This window comes from Archangium primigenium (genome assembly GCF_016904885.1).
In the GTDB taxonomy this organism is placed as follows: domain Bacteria; phylum Myxococcota; class Myxococcia; order Myxococcales; family Myxococcaceae; genus Cystobacter; species Cystobacter primigenius.
On the sequence record NZ_JADWYI010000001.1, the window covers coordinates 6,098,581 to 6,116,191 of the forward strand.

The following is a 17,611-nucleotide window of genomic DNA, read 5'->3' on the forward strand; positions in this document are numbered from 1 at the left end:
ATTACTGTGTTCCCATCCTGGAACACCCCTCCCTCGAAAGGACCCAGACATGGCGGCACAGTATGACCAGCTCGGAGACAAGGTCGCGGATTGGGACGTGCTGCCCGTGCGCTCCGAGCACCTGGAAGGCCACACCCTCTTCAAGGCGCTGGGGTCCGTGGAGGGCCAGAGCGTGCTCGATCTGGCGTGTGGCGACGGGCTGTACACGCGGCAGTTCAAGGCGCGGGGCGCCACGCGGGTGGTGGGCGTGGACATCTCCGAGGAGATGATTCGCGGGGCGCGCCGTCAGGAGGACGCCCATCCCCTGGGCCTCACCTACCACGTGGCGGATGTGGCCGAGATGCCCGCGCTCGGGGCCTTCGATGTCGTGACGGCCGTCTACCTGCTGCACTACGCGACCTCGCCCGAGCACCTGCTGCGGATGTGCCAGAACATCCATGATCACGTGAAGCCGGGAGGCCGCTTCGTCACCTACGCGTTCAATCCCGACTTCCGCGCGAAGGGCCCCGCGTTCACCCGCTACGGCATCACCCTGCGGGACTACCCGGAGGCGCCCGTGGATGGCCAGACGATCTCCGCGACACTGCACACGAAGAGCCCGTTCACCATCCACTTCGCGCACTGGAGCCGGAGCACCTACGAGCGGGCCCTGCGCGCGGCGGGCTTCCAGACCCTCACCTGGCTCCTCCCCGAGTGCTCCCCGGAGGGACTGCGGAAGGAGGGCCCCGCGTTCTGGCGGGACTACCTCGACAATCCGCACGCGGTGGCCCTGCGCTGCGAGCGGTGAGACCCGACGGCATTCGGACCCGAGGACGCAGGGTCCGTGCAGAAGAGGTGTCGCGTGGGCGGTTTCAACTCCGCCCGCTCCGCCTCACGCCAGTCCGGAGCCGAAGGCGCTCGACAGGTAGGCGCGCGCCTCGGCGATGGACTCGTCGATGATGCGCGCGGCCTCGAGCGCGTCCTGGGGCTCGTGCGCCGCCTGCACCTGGAGCCGGAAGCGCGAGGAGCCCGTCGGCGTCACGGGGAACTCCACCATGAACGCGAGCACGCCCCGGTCGAACAGCCGCCGGTTGGCGATGCGCGCCAGCTTCTCGTTGCCGATGAGCAGCGGGACGATGGGCGACGGCGAGCCCATGCACGTGAGGCCTCGCCGGGAGAGCTCGTCGCGCAGGGCGTGGATGGCCTTGAACAGCCGCCCGCGCAGAACCTCGCCCTCGGGAGAGCGGAGGATGCGCGTGGCCTCGAGCACCACCGCCGACTGCACCGGCGACAGGGCGTTGGAGAACATGTGCGAGCCGCCGAACATCTTCACGTACTGTTTGACCGCCGCCGAGCGCGACGCCAGGAAGCCGCCATTGGACGCGAACGTCTTGGAGAAGGCGCCCATCACCAGGTCCACCTTGCCCAGCAGCTCCTGCATGCCGATCACACCCGTGCCGCCGGGCCCCATGGCGCCCAGGTCGTGCGCCACGTCCACCAGCAGGGTGGCGTCGTGCTGCCGGCAGATGTCCTGGAGCATGACGAGGTCGGGCCAGTCCGCGTCCACGGAGAACAGGCCATCGGTCACCACGAGGATGCCGTTGCGCGAGTCGCGCGCGCGGATGTCCTTCAGGTGCTGGCGCACGGACTCCAGGTTGAGGTGCTCGTAGCGGATGACGTTGCGGGTGGCCGCGCGCGCGCCCTGTTGCAGACACGCGTGCGCCAGCCGGTCGATGACGACGTGGTCCTCCTGGCGCACCAGCCCCACCATGGAGCCGAACCCCGCGCCCCAGCCGGTGGGAAACAGCGTGAGGTGCTCCATCTTCAGCAAATCTCCCAGCTCCGCCTCCAGTGCGTCGGAGATGCGCGTGTTGCCGAGCACCATGGGCGAGCCCGCGCTGTGCGGGCCGTAGTCGTGCAGGGCCCGGGCCGCCGCCTCCCGGATGGCGGGATGGGCATTGAAGGACAGGTAGTCCTGGGAGTTGAAGTTGATGCCCTGGGTGCGGCGGCCCACGTCGTTGGTGATGCGGGCGATGCTGCCCGGGGAGGCCTCCAGCACCCGCGAGTACTGCCAGGTCTCGGTCCGGCGGCGCGCCTCCACCCAGCCATGGAACTCCTCGGTGCGCTGGAGGAGGTTCCTCCCCACCGGCCGGTAGAAGTCATAGGCGTTCTTGTCGAGCGCGTACGTCTCGTCCGGGTCCACCTCGCGGCGCAGGTGCGCGGGCCGCCACATCTCCTCCAGGTCTCCCCGCACCTGGTGCAGCTGCTGGTGCATGAAGCCCCACAGGGCGCGCACCGCGCCGTCGTCGGCCGCGGGCGCGTCCTCGCCGATGGCCGTCATCGACTCCCAGGGGATGTGGCTGGCCCAGTTGCGCATCATCTCCGAGACTTCCCGAGCGGCCGTGCCCAGGTCCGTGGCACAGCGCCGCAGGGTCTCCCGGGCGTCGGGGGTGGCGAGCACCTCGTCGATCGAGCGGCCCTGGATGCACCGGGACGCCTCGTCGGCCGCTCCCAGGATGGCGCCAATGAGCTCATCGTCCTCACGCGGTTGGATGGGATTCATGGGTGGGGTCTCCGGGCTCAGGCGGCGAACGGGTTGTGGAGGTACTGGCGGGAGGTGGACTCGAACTGCTCGAAGATGGCGTGACCGCGCGAGGACTCCTTCGCGGCGTCGTTGATGAGCAGCAGGTTGGAGGCCTGGAAGAACTCGGACACCGGGGAGATGTCCGCGTGGGTGGCGATGAAGCGGTTGGTCTCTTCCTGGTTGCCGCGCAGGGACACGAAGAGCTGGAGCTCGTCGTGCCGCAAGGGCTTCATCTCGGCGAGGGTGCAGACATAGTCGTAGTAGGCGGCGGCGGACTGGCTGCGGCGCCGGTCCTCGTAGTGCTTGAGCGCCGCGTCCAGCGGCTGGCGCCCGGCCAGCCACCCGTCGAGCGCCGCCGACACCAGCTCCGCGTCCCGGAAGGCGTGCGTCATGCCCGTGGCCGTGCACTGGTCCTTGAAGCAGCCCGCGTCCCCCACCAGCACCCAGCCGGCGCCATGCAAGGGCCGCAGGAAGGCCGCTTGATCCAGGGTCCCGTACAGGCGCTCCTCGCGCTGGCCCTGGGTTCGCACCTGCTCGCCGAACTCCGGACTCACGAAGTCCAGGGCGCGCTGGAAGTTGCCGGGGATGTCCCGGCGGAAGGCCTCGGACCACTCACTGGGGCCGAAGACGAGCGTCATGTTCTGCCCGAAGTTGGTGGGGACGATCGCCGCGCCCATCCGCCCCCGGCGCATCAGGTGCGCCCGCCCCGCGTCGAACCCGGAGAAGTAGCCCCAGTAGGCGAACGTGCACTGGAGGCGCTCGTCGAACCGGGGCAGCTTGAGCGTCCGGGCCACGAAGGAGTTGCGCCCATCCGCGCCAATGACGATGCGCGCCCGCTCCTCCACCCGCGTGCCCTCGCGCGTGCGGCCCCGGATGCCCACCACGCGCGAGCCCTCGGTGAGCAGTTCCTCCACGGTGAAGCCCTCACGCACCTCCACCCCCGCCTCCCCGGCGGCGTCGACCAGGATCTTGTCCAGCACCCGGCGCCGCACCGAGCAGTAGCGCCGCACCACCCCCGTGTCATCGCCGTGCAGCTGCTGGAAGGACTGGCGCAGCAGATCCTCCGGCACGCCGCCGCTCAGGGAGATGCCGTCGTGCACCAGCTCCAGCTCCGTGTGCGAGGGCGTCACGGCGAGCACCTTCTCCAAGAGCCCCCACCGGTTCAGGTACGACGTTCCGTGCGGCCACAGGAAGTGCGTGGAGATGACGTCGCTGGGGAAGGTGGAGCGATCCACCATCAGCACCCGGTGCCCCTTGCGCGCCAGCAACATCGCCGTGGCCGCCCCCGCGCACCGGCCCCCGATCACGATCGCATCGAACATGAATTCCCCTTTTTCAAGATTTTGGGGAAATAGCAGGTTTTGTGTTCAGAACTCAACCCGGGGTGGAAAGCGAGGACGTTCGCCGCGCGGCCTACCGGCGCGTCCGGCCCGCCAGGCCCGCCGGGGGGGAGGCGAACAGCTCCGCCAGGAAGTCGATGAAGGCCCGGACCTTGGGCACGGCGGACTTCTGTCGCGCGAAGAGGGCGTGGACCGTGCGCGGCTCGGGCTCGTACTCCTCGAGGACGACCTCCAGCTCGCCCCGGGCGAGCTCCGCGGCCACGTGGTACTCGATGGTCTGGGCGATGCCGAGCCCGGCGACCGCCGCCCGGGTGAGCACGTTGCCCGAGCCCGCGACGAGCCGGCCGTCCACGACGTACTTCTCCTCCCCCGCCCGGCCCTTGAGGCGCCACGGCAGGGGGCCCGTGTTCGACAGGTACGCGAGGCAGGTGTGCTCGCGCAGCGCGGCGAGCGTGCGGGGCCGCCCCCGCGCGGCGAGATAGGCGGGCGAGGCCACCAGGAGGAAGCGCGCGGGGGCGAGGTTGCGCGAGACGAGCTCGGAGTCCCGCGCCGCCGCGAGGCGGATGACCACGTCCACGCCCTCGGCCGTCGGGTCGATGAGCTGATCGCGGACCGTCAGATCGATCGACACCTCCGGGTAGCGCTCGAGGAAGCGCGGGAGGGCCGCGCCGAGCACGTAGTCCGCGAGGGCGACGGGCGCGTCCACGCGCAGCCGCCCGTGAGGGGTGACCCGGCTCCGGGCCAGGGAGGCATTCGCCTCGTCGAGGTCCGCGAGGATGCGCGTGCAGCGCTCGTAGTACGCGGCCCCCTCGTCCGTGAGGCTGAGGCTGCGGGTGGTCCGGTTGAGCAGCCGCACGCCCAGCCGGGACTCCAACCGCGAGACGATCCGGCTGACCCCCGAGGGCGTGAGCCGCAGCTTCTGGGCCGCCCGCGCGAAGCCGCCCAGGTCCACCACCCGCGTGAAGACCGCGATCTCCGAGAAGGTGTCCATGCGGACCACGCTCGCGTGATTCGTGACGGAGCGTCAACAGTGCGATGACTTTCATGCCATTTCTTCCCCGAGGCGGCTCGCGCATCTTGCCGGGGTCTCGAGGCGCTCGGCCCCGGGACACCCTTCCTCGCTGGAGAACGCCATGAAGCTCGCCCTGCCGATGTTCGCCCTGTCCCTCTCGCTCGCCGCTCCGGTCCAGGCCGCCGCGCCGCTCAAGACCGAGGTCTTCACCGCGTCGCCCGAGGGCTTTCGCGTCACGTCCACCCTCATCACCGGCGAGCAGGACGCGGTGCTCGTCGACGCGCAGTTCACGCTCTCGGAGGCCCACCGCCTGGTGGCGAAAGTCCTCGACTCCAAGAAGACGCTGAAGACGGTCTTCATCACCCACGGCCACCCGGACCACTACTTCGGCCTCGAGGTGGTGCGCGCGGCCTTCCCCGAGGCGAGGATCGTCGCCACGCCCGCCGTCATCGCGGAGATCAAGGCGCTGGCGCCCAAGCATGTCGCGCAGTGGAAGCCCATGTACGGCGCCAACCTCACCACCGCGCCGGTGACGCCCTCCCCGCTCGCGGAGGATCACCTGGAGCTGGAGGGCCAGCGGCTGGAGCTCCTCTCCCTGGGAGCCGGGGAGAGCGAGGCCGCCACGGCGGTGTGGATTCCCTCCACCCGGACGCTGATCGCGGGGGACGTGGCCTACCAGCAGGTGCACCCCTACCTCGCGAACACGGATGCCGTCTGGCGGGCGAAGTGGCTCAAGAACATCGAGCAGCTCGACAAGCGCGGCGCCACCACGGTCATCCCGGGGCACCGCTCGGAGAAGGCGCCCCCGGGCACCACGGCCCTGCGCGAGACGGCGGCCTACATCCGCGACTTCGAGACCTCGCTCGCGGCGTCCGATGACGCGGAGGCCGTCAAGCGCCCGGTGCTCGCGAAGTACGGCACGTTCGAGCTGCCCATGATCCTCGACTTCAGCACGCAGGCGGCGCTCGCGAAGAAGGCGAAGCGCTGACGAGGACTCCATCGGTCAAGAGGGTCTGGCTCCGGCGTGTGCCAGACCCAAGGAGTATTTCCTTGTCTGGCAACCCATCAGGGGGTGACCATCCCCACGGGGACTTCCCATGAAGCTGGCCGAAGCGGTGGTGCTGTGGGTGCTCCTCACCGGATGCGCGACAACCCAGGGAACGGGAGGTTCTGGCCCTTCGCCCTCACCGGGAGCCAGGCCCGCCGTGAAGAAGGAACTGCCCTCGGTGAACGTGCTGGGCGGGCAGATGAAGACGACCCTCTTCTACGGCCCCTGGCAGTGCCGCCAGGAGTTCATGAACGGGTGCCAGAGGGAGTGCGCCAGCGAGGGCCATCCACTCATGGGCTGCATGTGGCTGGCCGATCTCAAGTTCGACTGGGAGGGACGGCTCGTCGTCCCTCCCGTTCCCGTGAAGGCCGGGAGCCGCTACGGCATCTATCACTGCTGCTGCAAATTCCCCACGCGGACGAAGGTGGAGAATGAAGCCGCACGCAACGAGTGGCGCAACGGCATGAGGTCCTTTCGGAAGGTGTGGAGCGAGAAATTCGGAGAGTGGCCCGTCGAGAGCGGCAGGGCCTGGCCAGGGCATCACATCCGAGACCTCTGGCACTGGGGTGCTCCGCTCGACGGGAACAACATCATTCCAGCGGAGCCAACAGTCCACGAGGTGTTCAACCGAGAGTACCCGAAGTGTTACGATGGACAGGCCCCCTGGAATTCGGTGGGTCACAACCTGCCCTACACAGACAATTGACGATGACCCCCCCGATGAGCAGCCTGCTCGAAGAGGTCTCCCGCGACCACTTCCCGTCTCCCCCTGCCACTCCCGAGGAGATCGAGGAGTTCGAGCGAGGGGTGGGTTGGAAGCTGGACCCGGACCTGCGGGCCTTCTACCTGCACTGCAATGGGGCACGGTTGTTCGAGCCACCTCCCTTCGCCCCATTCAGAATCCTCCCGCTGTCCGAAATCGAGAGAGGAAGAGCGGCGATCTTCGGTGAAGACGACGACCCGTGGGGCCCTGCATACATCTATGCGATCTGCGACGTGCAAGATGGTGATTACGTCATGCTGGACGTGAGCCGACAGGTTGAGGGTTGCTACCCCCTCGTGGACGGCTGGAAGGAGGCATGGCGTAACAAGGAATACACTTGGCCGCTCGCCTCCTCCTTCTCCGAGTTCCTGGCCGAGGCGCTGCGGAGCAACGGACGCCCGTTCTGGTTGGACCGGCACGAGAAGTGAGCGGCCCTGCTGCCGCTGAGCTTCATCTTCTACGCCTTCTTCGGCCGCTACAGCGCTCCGGAAGGCGCCCGTGAAGGCATCGACTTGATCAACGAGATGGAGCGTCAGCTCAACAAGCGGGCGCAAGCCGCCTTCGGCGAGCTGGTGGCCAATCCCCATGGAGGCTCGGCGCGAGTGCGCCTGACCGAGAAGAAGAAGCGGGACGCCATGTGCACGCCCGAACGGATGGCCCGGTTGGATACGCTCATCGGGCGAACACGCCTGAACGGCACCGGACAGAAAAACGCCCTGCTTCCGAGGACTTAGAAGCAGGGCGAGTGGCCCCGACTGGAATCGAACCAGTGGCCTGCGGTTTAGGAAACCGCCGCTCTATCCAACTGAGCTACGGGACCGGCTGAACGGGCCCGTTATAGCAGGCCGAAGGGGGCTCGCAACGAAACTCAGGCCCTTGCCACGCGGCACTGTTCGACCGTGACCTCCGTGGGCGAGTGGGGCTGAAGGTCGGCGGTGACGTCCTCCCGCCGTCCGTCACGGGCACCGCCGACCCGCTCACCGCCGACTCCGGTCCAGCCGGGCTGTGCCCCGGTGGCGCCCGCCCGGACAGGGTCTACGTCTCCGACTCGTGGTCTCCGCCGCGCGCCTCGCTTGGCACCAACTCGCCGTGGACGAGGCGGTGCTGCGCGAGAGCCGGGAGGTCGCGCTCGTCTGGGCTCGCCAGCGCAAGGCCCTGGGCGTCGTCCATTGCGCGGCCTGCCGGGGCACGGGGGAAGACTCCCGCCTCGCGCCGGAGAGCGTCCTGGAGGGAGTGGCCTGCCCAGCGTGTGAGGGATAGAGGCGCGTGCGCATCCACCAACCCGGTGAAGGGCACCCCTTCTGTTTCCTGGGCCCGGCCGAACCCCTCGCGTCGACGCCCAGGATTCGCACCCTATGAAGCTGTCCCCTGTTTCAAGCGCTTCCCCCCTCGCCGCCCTCTCCTTCGCCCCCCTCCTCCCTCCCCAGGTGACGTGCGCGATGGACGTGCCCCTCGATCCCAGGACGCCGATCGAAGCGGCCATCTCCCAGCTCAAGACGCCCGCGCGGCTCAAGAAGGACACCCTGCTAGGCATCCATAAGGTGATGTCCCACCCCGCCATGCAGCGCGCGAAGGAGAAGCTCAGCGAGGCCAGCCTGCAGTGCACGCTCATCCACCTCTGGATGGTAGCGTACAAGGCCCTCGTGTCGAGCACGCACTCGTCGTTCGCGCTGCTGTCCATTCAGCACATCGAGAGCGACCTCGGTAACCTGCGGCGCATGTCGTACTACTGGTGCGAGAACGAAGGGGTTAGAGACGGCTCGGACAAGATGAACAACGTCATGAAGGCGAACGGCATTACGCTCCGCCTGCCTCGCCTGGATGAGGTCGGTGAGTCTCGTGCCTTCACGTCCTCTCCCAACTTCGACTACGTCTCGCGCGTCTACCGGGGGCGCATGCCCGCGGGGGTGCTCGTCGAGCACGCGGTGAGTGTCGCGGGCCCCAAGTTCGTGGTGGAGGGCGTGCCGTCCGGCGCGCTCCTCCTCGTTAATCCCGCCTACCTGTACGACCCAACGAAGAAGGCGGATTCGCACCAGGGCATGTAGTCGCCAGCACCAGACGCGAGAAAAGCGCGGTCTCCACCTCGGAGGCCGGACCCTTCATTTTTCAGTAGGAGGTGCGACTCAACAAATGCGGAGGGTATTTGACGAGGACAAGCGCGACACCAAGCAGGTCGGCCCAGAGGTGGACTTCCAGATGCCCCAGGCAGACTGCCTCCAGGATGCCTGCCATTCATTCACCGCAGTGGCAAAAGCCATGGCTCACACCACCCAGGCCTGTCACGTCACTGAGGCTCCGGCGGCAAAGCAGTCCATAGCGCCGCCTCAAATTCGTTCTGCGTGCGCTCCAGGGAGATTCGCTCATCGAGCAACGCAGCCACTGACTGCACATCCCCATCCACGACCCAGACGGATGCATCACCCACAATCGGAAGAAATGCCGCCAGTGCCATCCTATACAAAGGCGCAGCGTACTCATCCAAGCACCCCTCCGGGCGCGGCACATTAAAGTCGGAGGGAGACACTACCTCTCCGTGGAGAAACTTGCATCGGCATTCGTAAATCTTCTCGTACAGCCACGACGCTAGAGTTCGTCGCTTAATCACTCTCCTGTAGCTGGTCTCATATGTCCTGGCAGCGCTTTTTGGATTCAACCACTTGAAGTCTTCAAGCAGGTTAAACACACTGAGTTTATTTGCGCTCCCTCCAGGACCAGGGTGAACGAGGATCTCGAACGCGCTGACCCACAAGGAAATAAGGCGGCCACGATCATAGAAGGTCTCGTCGGCGCCCGCTGGCATTAGCGATGCATGGAATGCCATGTTCAGAGACCTAAATAGAGCAACATCATCACGACGCGGACTCGAACTGCCATAGAGTCTACACCAGCGAGAAAAAAGCTCGCGGAGCAGATGCATATCCAAATGATCGCCTTGCAGTCTCATTGTGGGGATGACGGGTGATGATTGCCCATGAAAACGCTTGACCTCATCAATCCCAGCGTACGCGGGCGTACGGATGACCATTGAGGCCACTCCTGCCGAAGGAGTCCATGGATAAAAGGCAAGCGCATCACCATAGAGAACACGGTGTCCCCGGGGAAAGATAAGTTCGAGAGCCCTGCTGTACCCAATGGCCGAGATAGCAATGGCGTCCCGAAAGCTTGAAACTGCGCCAACATCAAAGAACGCACGATTCGCATCTGCGCGAAGTAGGAGCACGGACGGCTCAACCTTCCGCCCAAACGCATCACTAAATTGTTCAGAAAAACACTTGAAGACGGAATCTGCATCACTAGCAGCAAGCGCACGCGGATCGTCTAGAGGAGCCAGTGCTGCGACATCATTCTCGATTGAGGAGTCGAGCGACACGTTCGGGAGAACGAAAATTGGTATCCAAGCGCCCATATTGACGATGTTTGTGCAGGGCGCCTTGAAAATCAAGGTGCATGCGCAGCGCTTGCTCGATGTGACTGTCGTTCATTGGCAAGAAAACGCCACTCCTGAAAACGCCAAAGGTCCGACCTCCACGTTGGAGACCGGGCCCATCACGCATCGTCAGACAGCGTCCTCAGCAAATGGACATGGCTACCGCGCGCTGGGCCGTCACCTTCGCCGCAGAGGAGAGCTTCTTCCCCCAGGAGAAGAGGCCCGAGGCGCCAGCGGCGGTGAGCAGGGCGCCGAGCACCAGGGTGAAGGTGAGCGGCGTGCCCGTCTTGAGCGCGCCCACCAGGTACGTGGAGACGGCGGTGGCCATGGAGAGCACCACGCCGGCCACGTCCAAGTAGAGCCACGGCATGCGCGAGGCAAGGAAGCAGCGCACCACCCAAACCGCGCCCAGCACTAGGGCGCACGCGAGCAGGCCCCAGTTGCGCGAGGAGAGCGACTGCACCACCCCCACCTCATCCATGGGCACGAGCGCATCGGCCTGGGCCTGCAGAGAGGGACGGCAAGGACATGCGGCGCATGGGTGCTCCGGGGAAGCGGGCGGGCCCCAAGGTCCGCCCGGGTGAAGGGCGTCAAGGGACGGAGCGGGCCGAGCGGGTCGGCGCGGGCTCATCGGACAGGCACTCCACGGCCTTTGCGAGCCGGGTCAACTCCTCCTTCACGCCTTCCAGTCGCGCTTCGATGCGCGCGGCCTGGGTGTCGGCCCTGGACTAGGCGGAGGAGACGCGCGCCAGCTCCGCCTCAGCCGTGGTGACGCGGCGCTCGAGGTGGCGCACGTCCGAACCCAGCGTGCCCCACTGCCAGGTGATACCGGCCAGCGTGACGGCGAGGGTCACGGCCAGCGTCGGCCACGGGGAAGGCTTCGACTCAGACGGCGTGCTCATGCCCGCCGAAGAGGGGCGAACGCCTTGGCTATTGGAGCCAGCGATCGCCCATCCTCGATCTCAACAGTGAGTTCTAGTTCTCGCCGCAGGCAGGCCGCAGACTCGCCAGGATGGCGGGGTCTTCAATCACCACCTCATGCGCAAACAGCCCTGGATGCCACTGCTCGGGAACGTAGCCCGTAGGGAGACCTGTTCTTTTCGCAACGACCCAGGAATGACGAGGATCCCTGGGTCTGAGGGAAAGAATCGAGCCAACTTGCTGACCACTAGCAACGCCAAGAACGCGAGCGAGCGCCCCGTAAGTGGCCCGAAAACCGAGTTCAGCCAACACGTCAAGGACGTTGTCAAGGATTTCAAATCTCTCCAGATTCATGAGCCATCTCCGTTCTGCACTTGAGGAACCTAGGCCAGTGCGGGGAGGCACCGGCCTAGCAACGGACACCAAGCAGTACTGACACGTCTCTGCGACACCGGCCCTCGCTTTGAGGGCCTTCGCAGAGCAGGAGAATGAATGCACAGGGGATGCCATCTGTTGGCATCCCCGGGGGCCCACTCCCCCCCAAAAACCGCGAGTCCGACTCAAATTTGGATCGCTCGGCGCGGTGCAAGCTCGCGCTCGCGGCTACCCCGCGGTGAAGCGCATCGCCGCAGCGAAGGCGGGTACCACCGAGGCCTGCCTTGGCAAGTGGCTGCACCGCGAGCATCTTCCACGAGGAGCGCCGCGTCCTCTCCGTGCGCCGAGGCGCCCGCTCAGGGCCGTGCCTCGCCGACCAGCGCCGCGCGGTGGATGGCCACCCAGAAGTCGGCGGCCCGCCGGGCCCCGTCGAGCAGCGGCTCCGGGTGCCCCGCCCCCAGCGCCTCGCAGAGCGCCTGGGCCCGCGCGCCGTGCTCCAGATCCACGTCGAGGTGGACGAGGAGGAAGCGCGCCTGCGTCCGCTCCAGCCCGAGCCGCCCCAGCCCCTGGCGGGCCTCGCCTCCCAGGTGCCGCGCCACGCCCTCCAGCACGCGCAGCGCGCCCAGGAAGGCGAGCTGCCGCTCCGGCCCGATTCCCTCCCAGAAGGCGTGGAAGTCGGCCACCTCGCGAGGCGTGTCGGACGAGGGTTCGCGCCCGAAGGCCGCCAGGTCCGCCTGGGCCAGCAGGTAGTGCGACTGCTCGTCCCCCGCCAGCTCCGCGAAGAAGGCCTTCAGCTCGGGCCGCGTGGCGCGCTCGGCCGCGAGCCGCAGCCGGTCTCCGCTGCGCCGCGTGTAGTGGAACATCATGTCGAGGAACGCCACGTAGCGCTCGGGCGTCACCTCCGGCAGCCAGCTCGCGACCTGGCGCGCCATCCCCACGGTGAGCGCCTCCAACTGGTCCTCGATCGACGCCATCCTCAGTCCCTCCAATCCGACAGCAGCGCGCCCAACGTCCGCCGGGCATGCGCGAGGTGCGGCGCCGCCCGCTGAGGGGACAGCTCGTCCAGGCGCACCACGCCCGCGTCGAGCCACCCCTCCCCTCCGAGTCCCCGTCCACAGGCGGTGGGCACCGCGCGCACGTCCACCGGCTGGAGCACGCCCCGCGCGTCCCGGGCGAGCGCGAGCTTCAGCACGGCCCCCGTCTGGCACGCCCGCGTGGGCATGATGCTCAGGAAGTTGCCCAGCGAGTACGCGATGAGCCCCATCCGCGCGGGCCCGCCCCGGCGCACCTGCGTGGGGCAGGTGGCGTCCGCGCCGTCGATGGACACCCACTCCACCGGCTGGAGCACATGCGGCGAGGCGCCCAGGAGGACGTCCGCCCCGCGCTCGAGGAGCCGGTAGGCGTGCGCGCGCTGGAGGGGCTCGGGCCAGGACTCGTACTCGAAGCCCCAGTGCGGCATCAGCACCACCAGGTCCGGCCCCACCGCGCGCGCGGCGTCGATGAGCGCGCCCAGCCGCTCCCAGTCCGGCGCGTGCAGGGGGCTGCCCAGCCGCGTCACCGGCACCCCGGCGGGCGGCGCCCCCTCCCGGTGGTTGATGTCATACGTCACGGCGGCGATGCCCATGCGCACCCCGTCCACCTCCAGGGCGGCCACCGCGTCCTCCGGCCGGGGGCCTCCCACGCAGCGGTGCCGGGAGGAGGCCAGCACCGTCTCCCGGGTCCGCGCCAGCCCCTCGGCGCCCTGGTCGAGCGCGTGGTTGTTGCAGAGGGAGAAGACGCGGTGGCGCGCCGTGCCCTCCCAGGCCGCGAGGTAGTCCGGCGGGGCGTTGTAGTGGAACGTCTCGTAGACGAGCCGGGGCACGGGCCGCGCCGGGTCCACTGGCGTCTCCAGGTTGGCGAAGGCCACCGCGTCCCCCGCCATCACCTCCCGGACGCCGGGAGAGAGCGCACGGTGGAAGCCGCTGCGAATCCACATCATGTCGCCCACCGCGCTCAGCCGGAGCTCCGGCGCGCCCGCGTGCCGCCAGCTCCCCGAGGCGAGGTGCCGGGCGACGCGCGCGAAGTGCTCCCGGGTCTCGGCCGAGCGCGGCTCCGGCACGTGCAGGAGGCTCTTGGTGAGGTAGCGCAGGTTGAGGTCCCACCGGGACAGCGGCCAGCGGCCGTCCTCGTAGCGGATGTCCGCGTACAGCCGACGCAGGGCGTTCATGGGCGCTTGCGCTCCAGGGTGACGAGTCGCACGTCGTCCTCCACCACCAAGGGGCCCGCCCGGAGGGCGTGCCACATGACGTGCAGGTAGCTGTCGAAGACGGGGGCCCCGCGCGCGAGCAGCTCGGGGCGCAGGCGCGCGTGCAGCCGCGCGAGGTTGTAGCCGGGCACCCGCGGGTAGAGGTGGTGGTCCAGGTGGTGGTTGAGGCCGTTCCACAGGAAGGTGACGAGCCGGGTGCCGCGCACCGTCGTCGCGGTGTGGAAGCGGTCGCCGCGCCAGACGTTGGCGTGGTGGTCGGCGATGGACTTGAGCCCGTTGAGGGGGCTGGCGAAGAGCACCGGCAGCAGCCAGCACTCCACCGCGCTCCCGATCAGCCCGTGGTCCGCCAGCAACCAGAAGAGCAGCGCGTAGAAGGCCCCGTAGCCGAGCAGCACGAGCGCATGGCGGCGCAGGCGGGCGGCGTCGAAGTGCTGCACCGGGTAGAGGACGTTGAAGTAGACGAGGCTGAGCGGCAGGCCCAGCAGCACGGTGGCGTAGAAGAGGGCCCACAGCCCGGGCGAGCGGCGGCCCGCGTTGTAGGCGTCGGGGTCCTTCTCGGTGCGGTTCCAGCGGTGGTGCGCGAGGTGGCCGTGCCGCATCGGCTCGTAGGCGATGCCCACGAGCAGGCTGAGCCCATTGCCGAAGAGGCGGTTCTGCCAGGGTCGCGGGAAGAGCGTGTCGTGCCACGCGTCGTGGGCGAGCTGGATGAGCCCCATGACGCCCTGGGCCGCCAGCAACCACAAGGGCAGCTTCAGCCAGAAGCCGCTGACGTGCGCGAGCCCCACCCCGGCCAGCCCCCACACGCCCAGGTGCAGGGCCGCCATGCCCAGGGCCCGCGCGGGGCGGATGCGCAGCAGCTCCACCAGCTCGTCGCGGGAGGGGCCCGGCCCGGCGGGGGCAGCGGGTGGAGCGGAGACGGGGGCGAGGGCGGGCGGCATGGGGCCTCAGAGGTAGCGGGGAACGCGCTGGCGGTAGCGCGCGTAGGCCTCGCCGAGGCGGGCGGAGAGGTAGCGCTCCTCCTGGAGCACCATCCCGTGGAACAGCCCCCCCAGCACCGCGCACGACCCGAGCGTCACCAACGACGGAGCCCAGAGCGAGGAGCCCACGAGGTACAGGTAGGAGAAGACGTAGATGGGGTTGCGCGAGCGGCGGTGGAGTCCGCCCGCGTGCAGCACGGGCGCGTCATCCCCCGCGTCCACGCCGATGCGGAACGTCGCGCCCATGCCGTACTGCGCCGCCAGCATGCCCACCAGCCCGAGCACGCTCAGCGCCCAGCCCACCTCCGGCGGAAGGGTCAGCAGGGGCCGGCCCCAGGGCAGCTCGGACCAGCGCGGCCAGAGCGCCGCCGCCACCACCGAGCCCGCCCACACCGCCGAGGCGCCGCTGATGTGCCGCATGAGGCGCGTGTGGACCGGGTCGGCCCCGGTGCGCCGGTAGGCCAGCGGGCCGCGGCCGAAGCGCAGGCGGTAGACGAGGCTGGCGCCCAGGTGCCCCAGCAGCAGGTGCAGCGAGATGAAGCCCAGGTACAGCATGGGCGCGTCGTGAAGCCCCTTCATGGTCCCACCACCTCCGCCAGAATCCCGAAGCCCGAGGACGCCCAGCCCGCGAGCCGCTCGGTGAAGTCGCGCAGCTCGTCCCGGGTCCACAGTCCCTCGAACGTCGCCGTGTTGATGCTGAGCGTGTCGCCAAAACCCAGGCCCGTCGCGCCCCAGGTGGCCGTGTGGCTGCGCAGGGAGTGGACGCGGAAGGGCGCGTCCACGAAGTGCGTGTCGAGCCGCCCCAGGTAGGTCGCCACCAGCGTGTTGGTGCGGGGCTCGGCCACCAGCCCGGGACGCGCGTTGCGCCGCAGCACGGACCCCGGGGCGAGCCGCGCCACCGCCAGGCACTCCAGCGCCGTCGTCCAGTGCACGCCCTCGTCGAGCACGCGCCGCAGCGCCTCGCGCACCAGCGCCGCCAGGGCGGGCGCGTCCTCCAGCCGGGCACGGACCTCCCGCAGGGGAAGCTCCAGCGGCACCGTCGAGCAGCCGTTGCCCAGCATCCGCCCCAGCCCCAGCATGCGCCGCAGGTCCACCGGCACCCGCAGGCGGATGAGTCCGTCCCGCGTGGGCTCGCGCAACGCGACGCCCGCCAGCAGCGCGGCGAAGAAGACCTCCGAGGCCTGGACGTCCGTGCGGCCCACCGGGAGGGTCAGGCGCGCCGTCGCCATCAACGCGCGGCCCGCGGTGTCTCCACTGCGGCCCAGGCCCAGGCCCCGCGGGGCGAGGAGCCGGCGGCGGGGGCTCGCGAGGCCCAGCACCGGGCCCGGCCCGCGCAGCGCCGCGCGCAGCACCGCGCCATCCGTCAGCGCCGAGGGGCCCAGGGGGGGCGACTCCGACGCGCGCCCCGCGCAGTGCAGCCACAGCCGCTCCAGCAGGTGGGCGAGCGCCTTGGCGTCCCCGATCGCGTGGTGGAGCTGGACGGCGAGCAGCCACGGGCCCGGCGCGCCATCGGCCAGGGGGTGCAGGTGCAGCCGCAGCGGCACGTCCCTCGCCAGGTCCACCCGGGTGTTGATGACCCGCGTCACCGCCTCGGGCTCGTCCAGCGGCTCGGCGCCTTCCAGGAGGACCGCGTCCACCGCCGCGTCCGTGCGCGGCGCGGGCACCCACGCCCCCCGCGCGTCGTCCCAGGCCACCTGGAGGCGCTCGCTCTCGCGCACCAGGGCGCGCAAGGCCCCGCGCAGCCGCGCCCCGTCGGGCCGCGCGTCGATGCGCAGCAGCACCGTGGCCCAGATGGTGGCCACCTCGCCGTCCAGCCGCGCGAGGAGCGTGTCTACGAAGTTCGCGCGCATCGCTCCATCCATCCGCTCCACAGGGCCCGGGCCGCCTCGCCGTCCAGCCGCGCCCGCCCCACCGCCTCGCGCGCCCGCTCCGGCGCCGGCAGGTATTGGAAGACGATGTCGTCGGGCGCGTCCAGGCGCGGGCGCAGGCCCGTCGGCAGGTAGCCCGCCGCGAGGAGCACGGGCGTGGCCTCGGCCACCCGTTGGGGCTCGCCCATGGACAGGTGGACGAGGTCCACGCGCGCCCGCGGGGACGGGAGCGAGAGCGCCGGGGCCCCCTGCCCTTCCCCGGCGGACGCCACCAGCTCCCGCCGTTCGAGCCGCAGGGACGCGTTCCAGTCGAGCGGGCGCACCCCGAGGCCCCCGGCGTGGGGGCGGCGCTCCAGCGGCGTCAGCTCCACCGTCCCCGGCAGGCCCGCGGCGGCGACAAGGGACGCGAGCCACTCCCCCCACGGCCCCGCGGGCAGGAAGCGCCGGCGCGGAGGCGGCGGCGCGAGCACCGTCGTCATCGCCAGCGCCTGCATCGGCAGGCCCGAGCCCTCCACCCCCACCAGCGTCTCCCCCTCGGTGTAGTCGACGAGGAGGCCCACCGGCACGGCCCGCATGAAGCGCGACGCGTAGCGCTGCGCCATGAGGTGCAGCGTGGACGTCTGCTGGTGCAGGAAGCCCACGCGCGCCGCGAGCCGCTCGAGGAGGTGGCTCCACAGCCGCGCGTGCTCGGCGCGGTCCATGGCGGTGCGCCGGCTCGGCAGCGCCAGGGAGAGCCCCGAGTCCAGGGAGTCCCGCCCCGGCGTGCACCACAGCCCCGTGTGCCAGAGGAGCGTGCCCTGGGCGTCGAACTCCCCCAGGCTGAGCAGCGCGCCATCCCTCCAGAGCCGCGAGGCCCCTCCCGGCTCATGGAGGAAGCGGTAGGCGTAGCTCCCGGCGTAGCGCGCGTGGAGCAGCTCGCGCAGCGCGGGCTCATCGGGCTCCGTCAGCCAGCGGGTGTGCTCGCTGGGCGGGGCGGCGCGAAGGCCGTCGAAAAGGGGGGCGGCGCGATCCTGGCACATGGCGTGTTCGCAATGTACCAACAGGGCCCGCCGGGATGCCCCCCCTCCTTCCG

At 69.5% G+C, this 17,611-nt stretch carries 19 protein-coding genes and 1 tRNA gene; 6 read left to right on the forward strand and 14 right to left on the reverse strand.

Annotated elements, in window-relative coordinates; all coding sequences use genetic code 11:
• Window positions 1-49 precede the first annotated feature (49 nt).
• A complete protein-coding gene (locus I3V78_RS25050; RefSeq protein ID WP_204490963.1) occupies window positions 50-787 on the forward strand; it encodes a class I SAM-dependent methyltransferase in 738 nt (245 codons plus the stop codon).
• Between the two features lie 84 nt (window positions 788-871).
• On the opposite strand, the gene I3V78_RS25055 is transcribed toward I3V78_RS25050, so the two are convergent.
• The 3 genes from I3V78_RS25055 to I3V78_RS25065 all read right to left on the reverse strand — a co-directional run bounded on the left by I3V78_RS25055 (window position 872) and on the right by I3V78_RS25065 (window position 4,894).
• Window positions 872-2,542 carry an aminotransferase class I/II-fold pyridoxal phosphate-dependent enzyme gene (locus I3V78_RS25055; RefSeq protein WP_239576581.1) on the reverse strand — a complete coding sequence of 557 codons (1,671 nt, stop codon included), beginning with the start codon at window positions 2,540-2,542 and terminating at the stop codon, window positions 872-874.
• A 17-nt stretch (window positions 2,543-2,559) separates the two neighbouring features.
• A complete protein-coding gene (locus I3V78_RS25060) occupies window positions 2,560-3,885 on the reverse strand; it encodes an NAD(P)/FAD-dependent oxidoreductase (RefSeq protein WP_204490964.1) in 1,326 nt (441 codons plus the stop codon).
• Between the two features lie 91 nt (window positions 3,886-3,976).
• The gene (locus I3V78_RS25065) at window positions 3,977-4,894 is read right to left on the reverse strand and encodes a LysR family transcriptional regulator (protein ID WP_204490965.1); all 918 of its coding nucleotides are present in this window, start codon (window positions 4,892-4,894) and stop codon (window positions 3,977-3,979) included.
• Between the two features lie 142 nt (window positions 4,895-5,036).
• Between I3V78_RS25065 and I3V78_RS25070 the strand changes: the two genes are divergently transcribed.
• The 4 genes from I3V78_RS25070 to I3V78_RS25085 all read left to right on the forward strand — a co-directional run bounded on the left by I3V78_RS25070 (window position 5,037) and on the right by I3V78_RS25085 (window position 7,460).
• On the forward strand, window positions 5,037-5,903 hold the full coding sequence (locus I3V78_RS25070; RefSeq protein ID WP_204490966.1) for an MBL fold metallo-hydrolase: 867 nt from the start codon (window positions 5,037-5,039) through the stop codon (window positions 5,901-5,903).
• A gap of 217 nt (window positions 5,904-6,120) precedes the next feature.
• A complete protein-coding gene (locus I3V78_RS25075; protein WP_338023742.1) occupies window positions 6,121-6,669 on the forward strand; it encodes a hypothetical protein in 549 nt (182 codons plus the stop codon).
• 14 nt (window positions 6,670-6,683) lie between these two features.
• Window positions 6,684-7,154, forward strand: a complete 471-nt coding sequence (locus tag I3V78_RS25080) for an SMI1/KNR4 family protein (RefSeq protein WP_420840428.1) — start codon at window positions 6,684-6,686, stop codon at window positions 7,152-7,154.
• An 84-nt stretch (window positions 7,155-7,238) separates the two neighbouring features.
• A complete protein-coding gene (locus I3V78_RS25085) occupies window positions 7,239-7,460 on the forward strand; it encodes a hypothetical protein (protein ID WP_204490969.1) in 222 nt (73 codons plus the stop codon).
• 12 nt (window positions 7,461-7,472) lie between these two features.
• Here I3V78_RS25085 and I3V78_RS25090 read toward each other — a convergent pair.
• Window positions 7,473-7,546 (reverse strand) — tRNA-Arg (locus I3V78_RS25090).
• Window positions 7,547-8,165: 619 nt separating this feature from the next.
• Between I3V78_RS25090 and I3V78_RS25095 the strand changes: the two genes are divergently transcribed.
• The gene (locus tag I3V78_RS25095; protein WP_204490970.1) at window positions 8,166-8,771 is read left to right on the forward strand and encodes a hypothetical protein; all 606 of its coding nucleotides are present in this window, start codon (window positions 8,166-8,168) and stop codon (window positions 8,769-8,771) included.
• A gap of 239 nt (window positions 8,772-9,010) precedes the next feature.
• On the opposite strand, the gene I3V78_RS25100 is transcribed toward I3V78_RS25095, so the two are convergent.
• The 10 genes from I3V78_RS25100 to I3V78_RS25145 form a co-directional block, all read right to left on the reverse strand.
• Window positions 9,011-10,168, reverse strand: coding sequence for a hypothetical protein (locus I3V78_RS25100; protein ID WP_204490971.1), 1,158 nt, complete (start codon window positions 10,166-10,168; stop codon window positions 9,011-9,013).
• 127 nt (window positions 10,169-10,295) lie between these two features.
• Complete coding sequence (locus I3V78_RS25105) at window positions 10,296-10,640, reverse strand: hypothetical protein (RefSeq protein WP_239576583.1); 345 nt, start codon at window positions 10,638-10,640, stop codon at window positions 10,296-10,298.
• Window positions 10,641-10,881: 241 nt separating this feature from the next.
• Window positions 10,882-11,007, reverse strand: a complete 126-nt coding sequence (locus I3V78_RS39975) for a hypothetical protein (RefSeq protein WP_275583503.1) — start codon at window positions 11,005-11,007, stop codon at window positions 10,882-10,884.
• A gap of 121 nt (window positions 11,008-11,128) precedes the next feature.
• Window positions 11,129-11,428: a hypothetical protein gene (locus tag I3V78_RS25115; RefSeq protein ID WP_204490972.1), complete on the reverse strand. Its 300-nt coding sequence runs from the start codon at window positions 11,426-11,428 to the stop codon at window positions 11,129-11,131.
• A gap of 377 nt (window positions 11,429-11,805) precedes the next feature.
• Window positions 11,806-12,423, reverse strand: coding sequence for an iron-containing redox enzyme family protein (locus I3V78_RS25120; protein ID WP_204490973.1), 618 nt, complete (start codon window positions 12,421-12,423; stop codon window positions 11,806-11,808).
• A gap of 2 nt (window positions 12,424-12,425) precedes the next feature.
• The gene (locus I3V78_RS25125) at window positions 12,426-13,655 is read right to left on the reverse strand and encodes a CapA family protein (RefSeq protein WP_204490974.1); all 1,230 of its coding nucleotides are present in this window, start codon (window positions 13,653-13,655) and stop codon (window positions 12,426-12,428) included.
• Window positions 13,652-14,632: a fatty acid desaturase family protein gene (locus tag I3V78_RS25130; RefSeq protein WP_204490975.1), complete on the reverse strand. Its 981-nt coding sequence runs from the start codon at window positions 14,630-14,632 to the stop codon at window positions 13,652-13,654. Before I3V78_RS25130 ends, I3V78_RS25125 begins: the two co-directional genes overlap by 4 nt.
• A gap of 6 nt (window positions 14,633-14,638) precedes the next feature.
• Window positions 14,639-15,250, reverse strand: coding sequence for a methyltransferase family protein (locus I3V78_RS25135; RefSeq protein ID WP_204490976.1), 612 nt, complete (start codon window positions 15,248-15,250; stop codon window positions 14,639-14,641).
• Window positions 15,247-16,521, reverse strand: a complete 1,275-nt coding sequence (locus I3V78_RS25140; RefSeq protein WP_204490977.1) for a hypothetical protein — start codon at window positions 16,519-16,521, stop codon at window positions 15,247-15,249. Before I3V78_RS25140 ends, I3V78_RS25135 begins: the two co-directional genes overlap by 4 nt.
• Complete coding sequence (locus I3V78_RS25145) at window positions 16,503-17,558, reverse strand: hypothetical protein (protein WP_204490978.1); 1,056 nt, start codon at window positions 17,556-17,558, stop codon at window positions 16,503-16,505. Before I3V78_RS25145 ends, I3V78_RS25140 begins: the two co-directional genes overlap by 19 nt.
• Window positions 17,559-17,611: the final 53 nt, after the last annotated feature.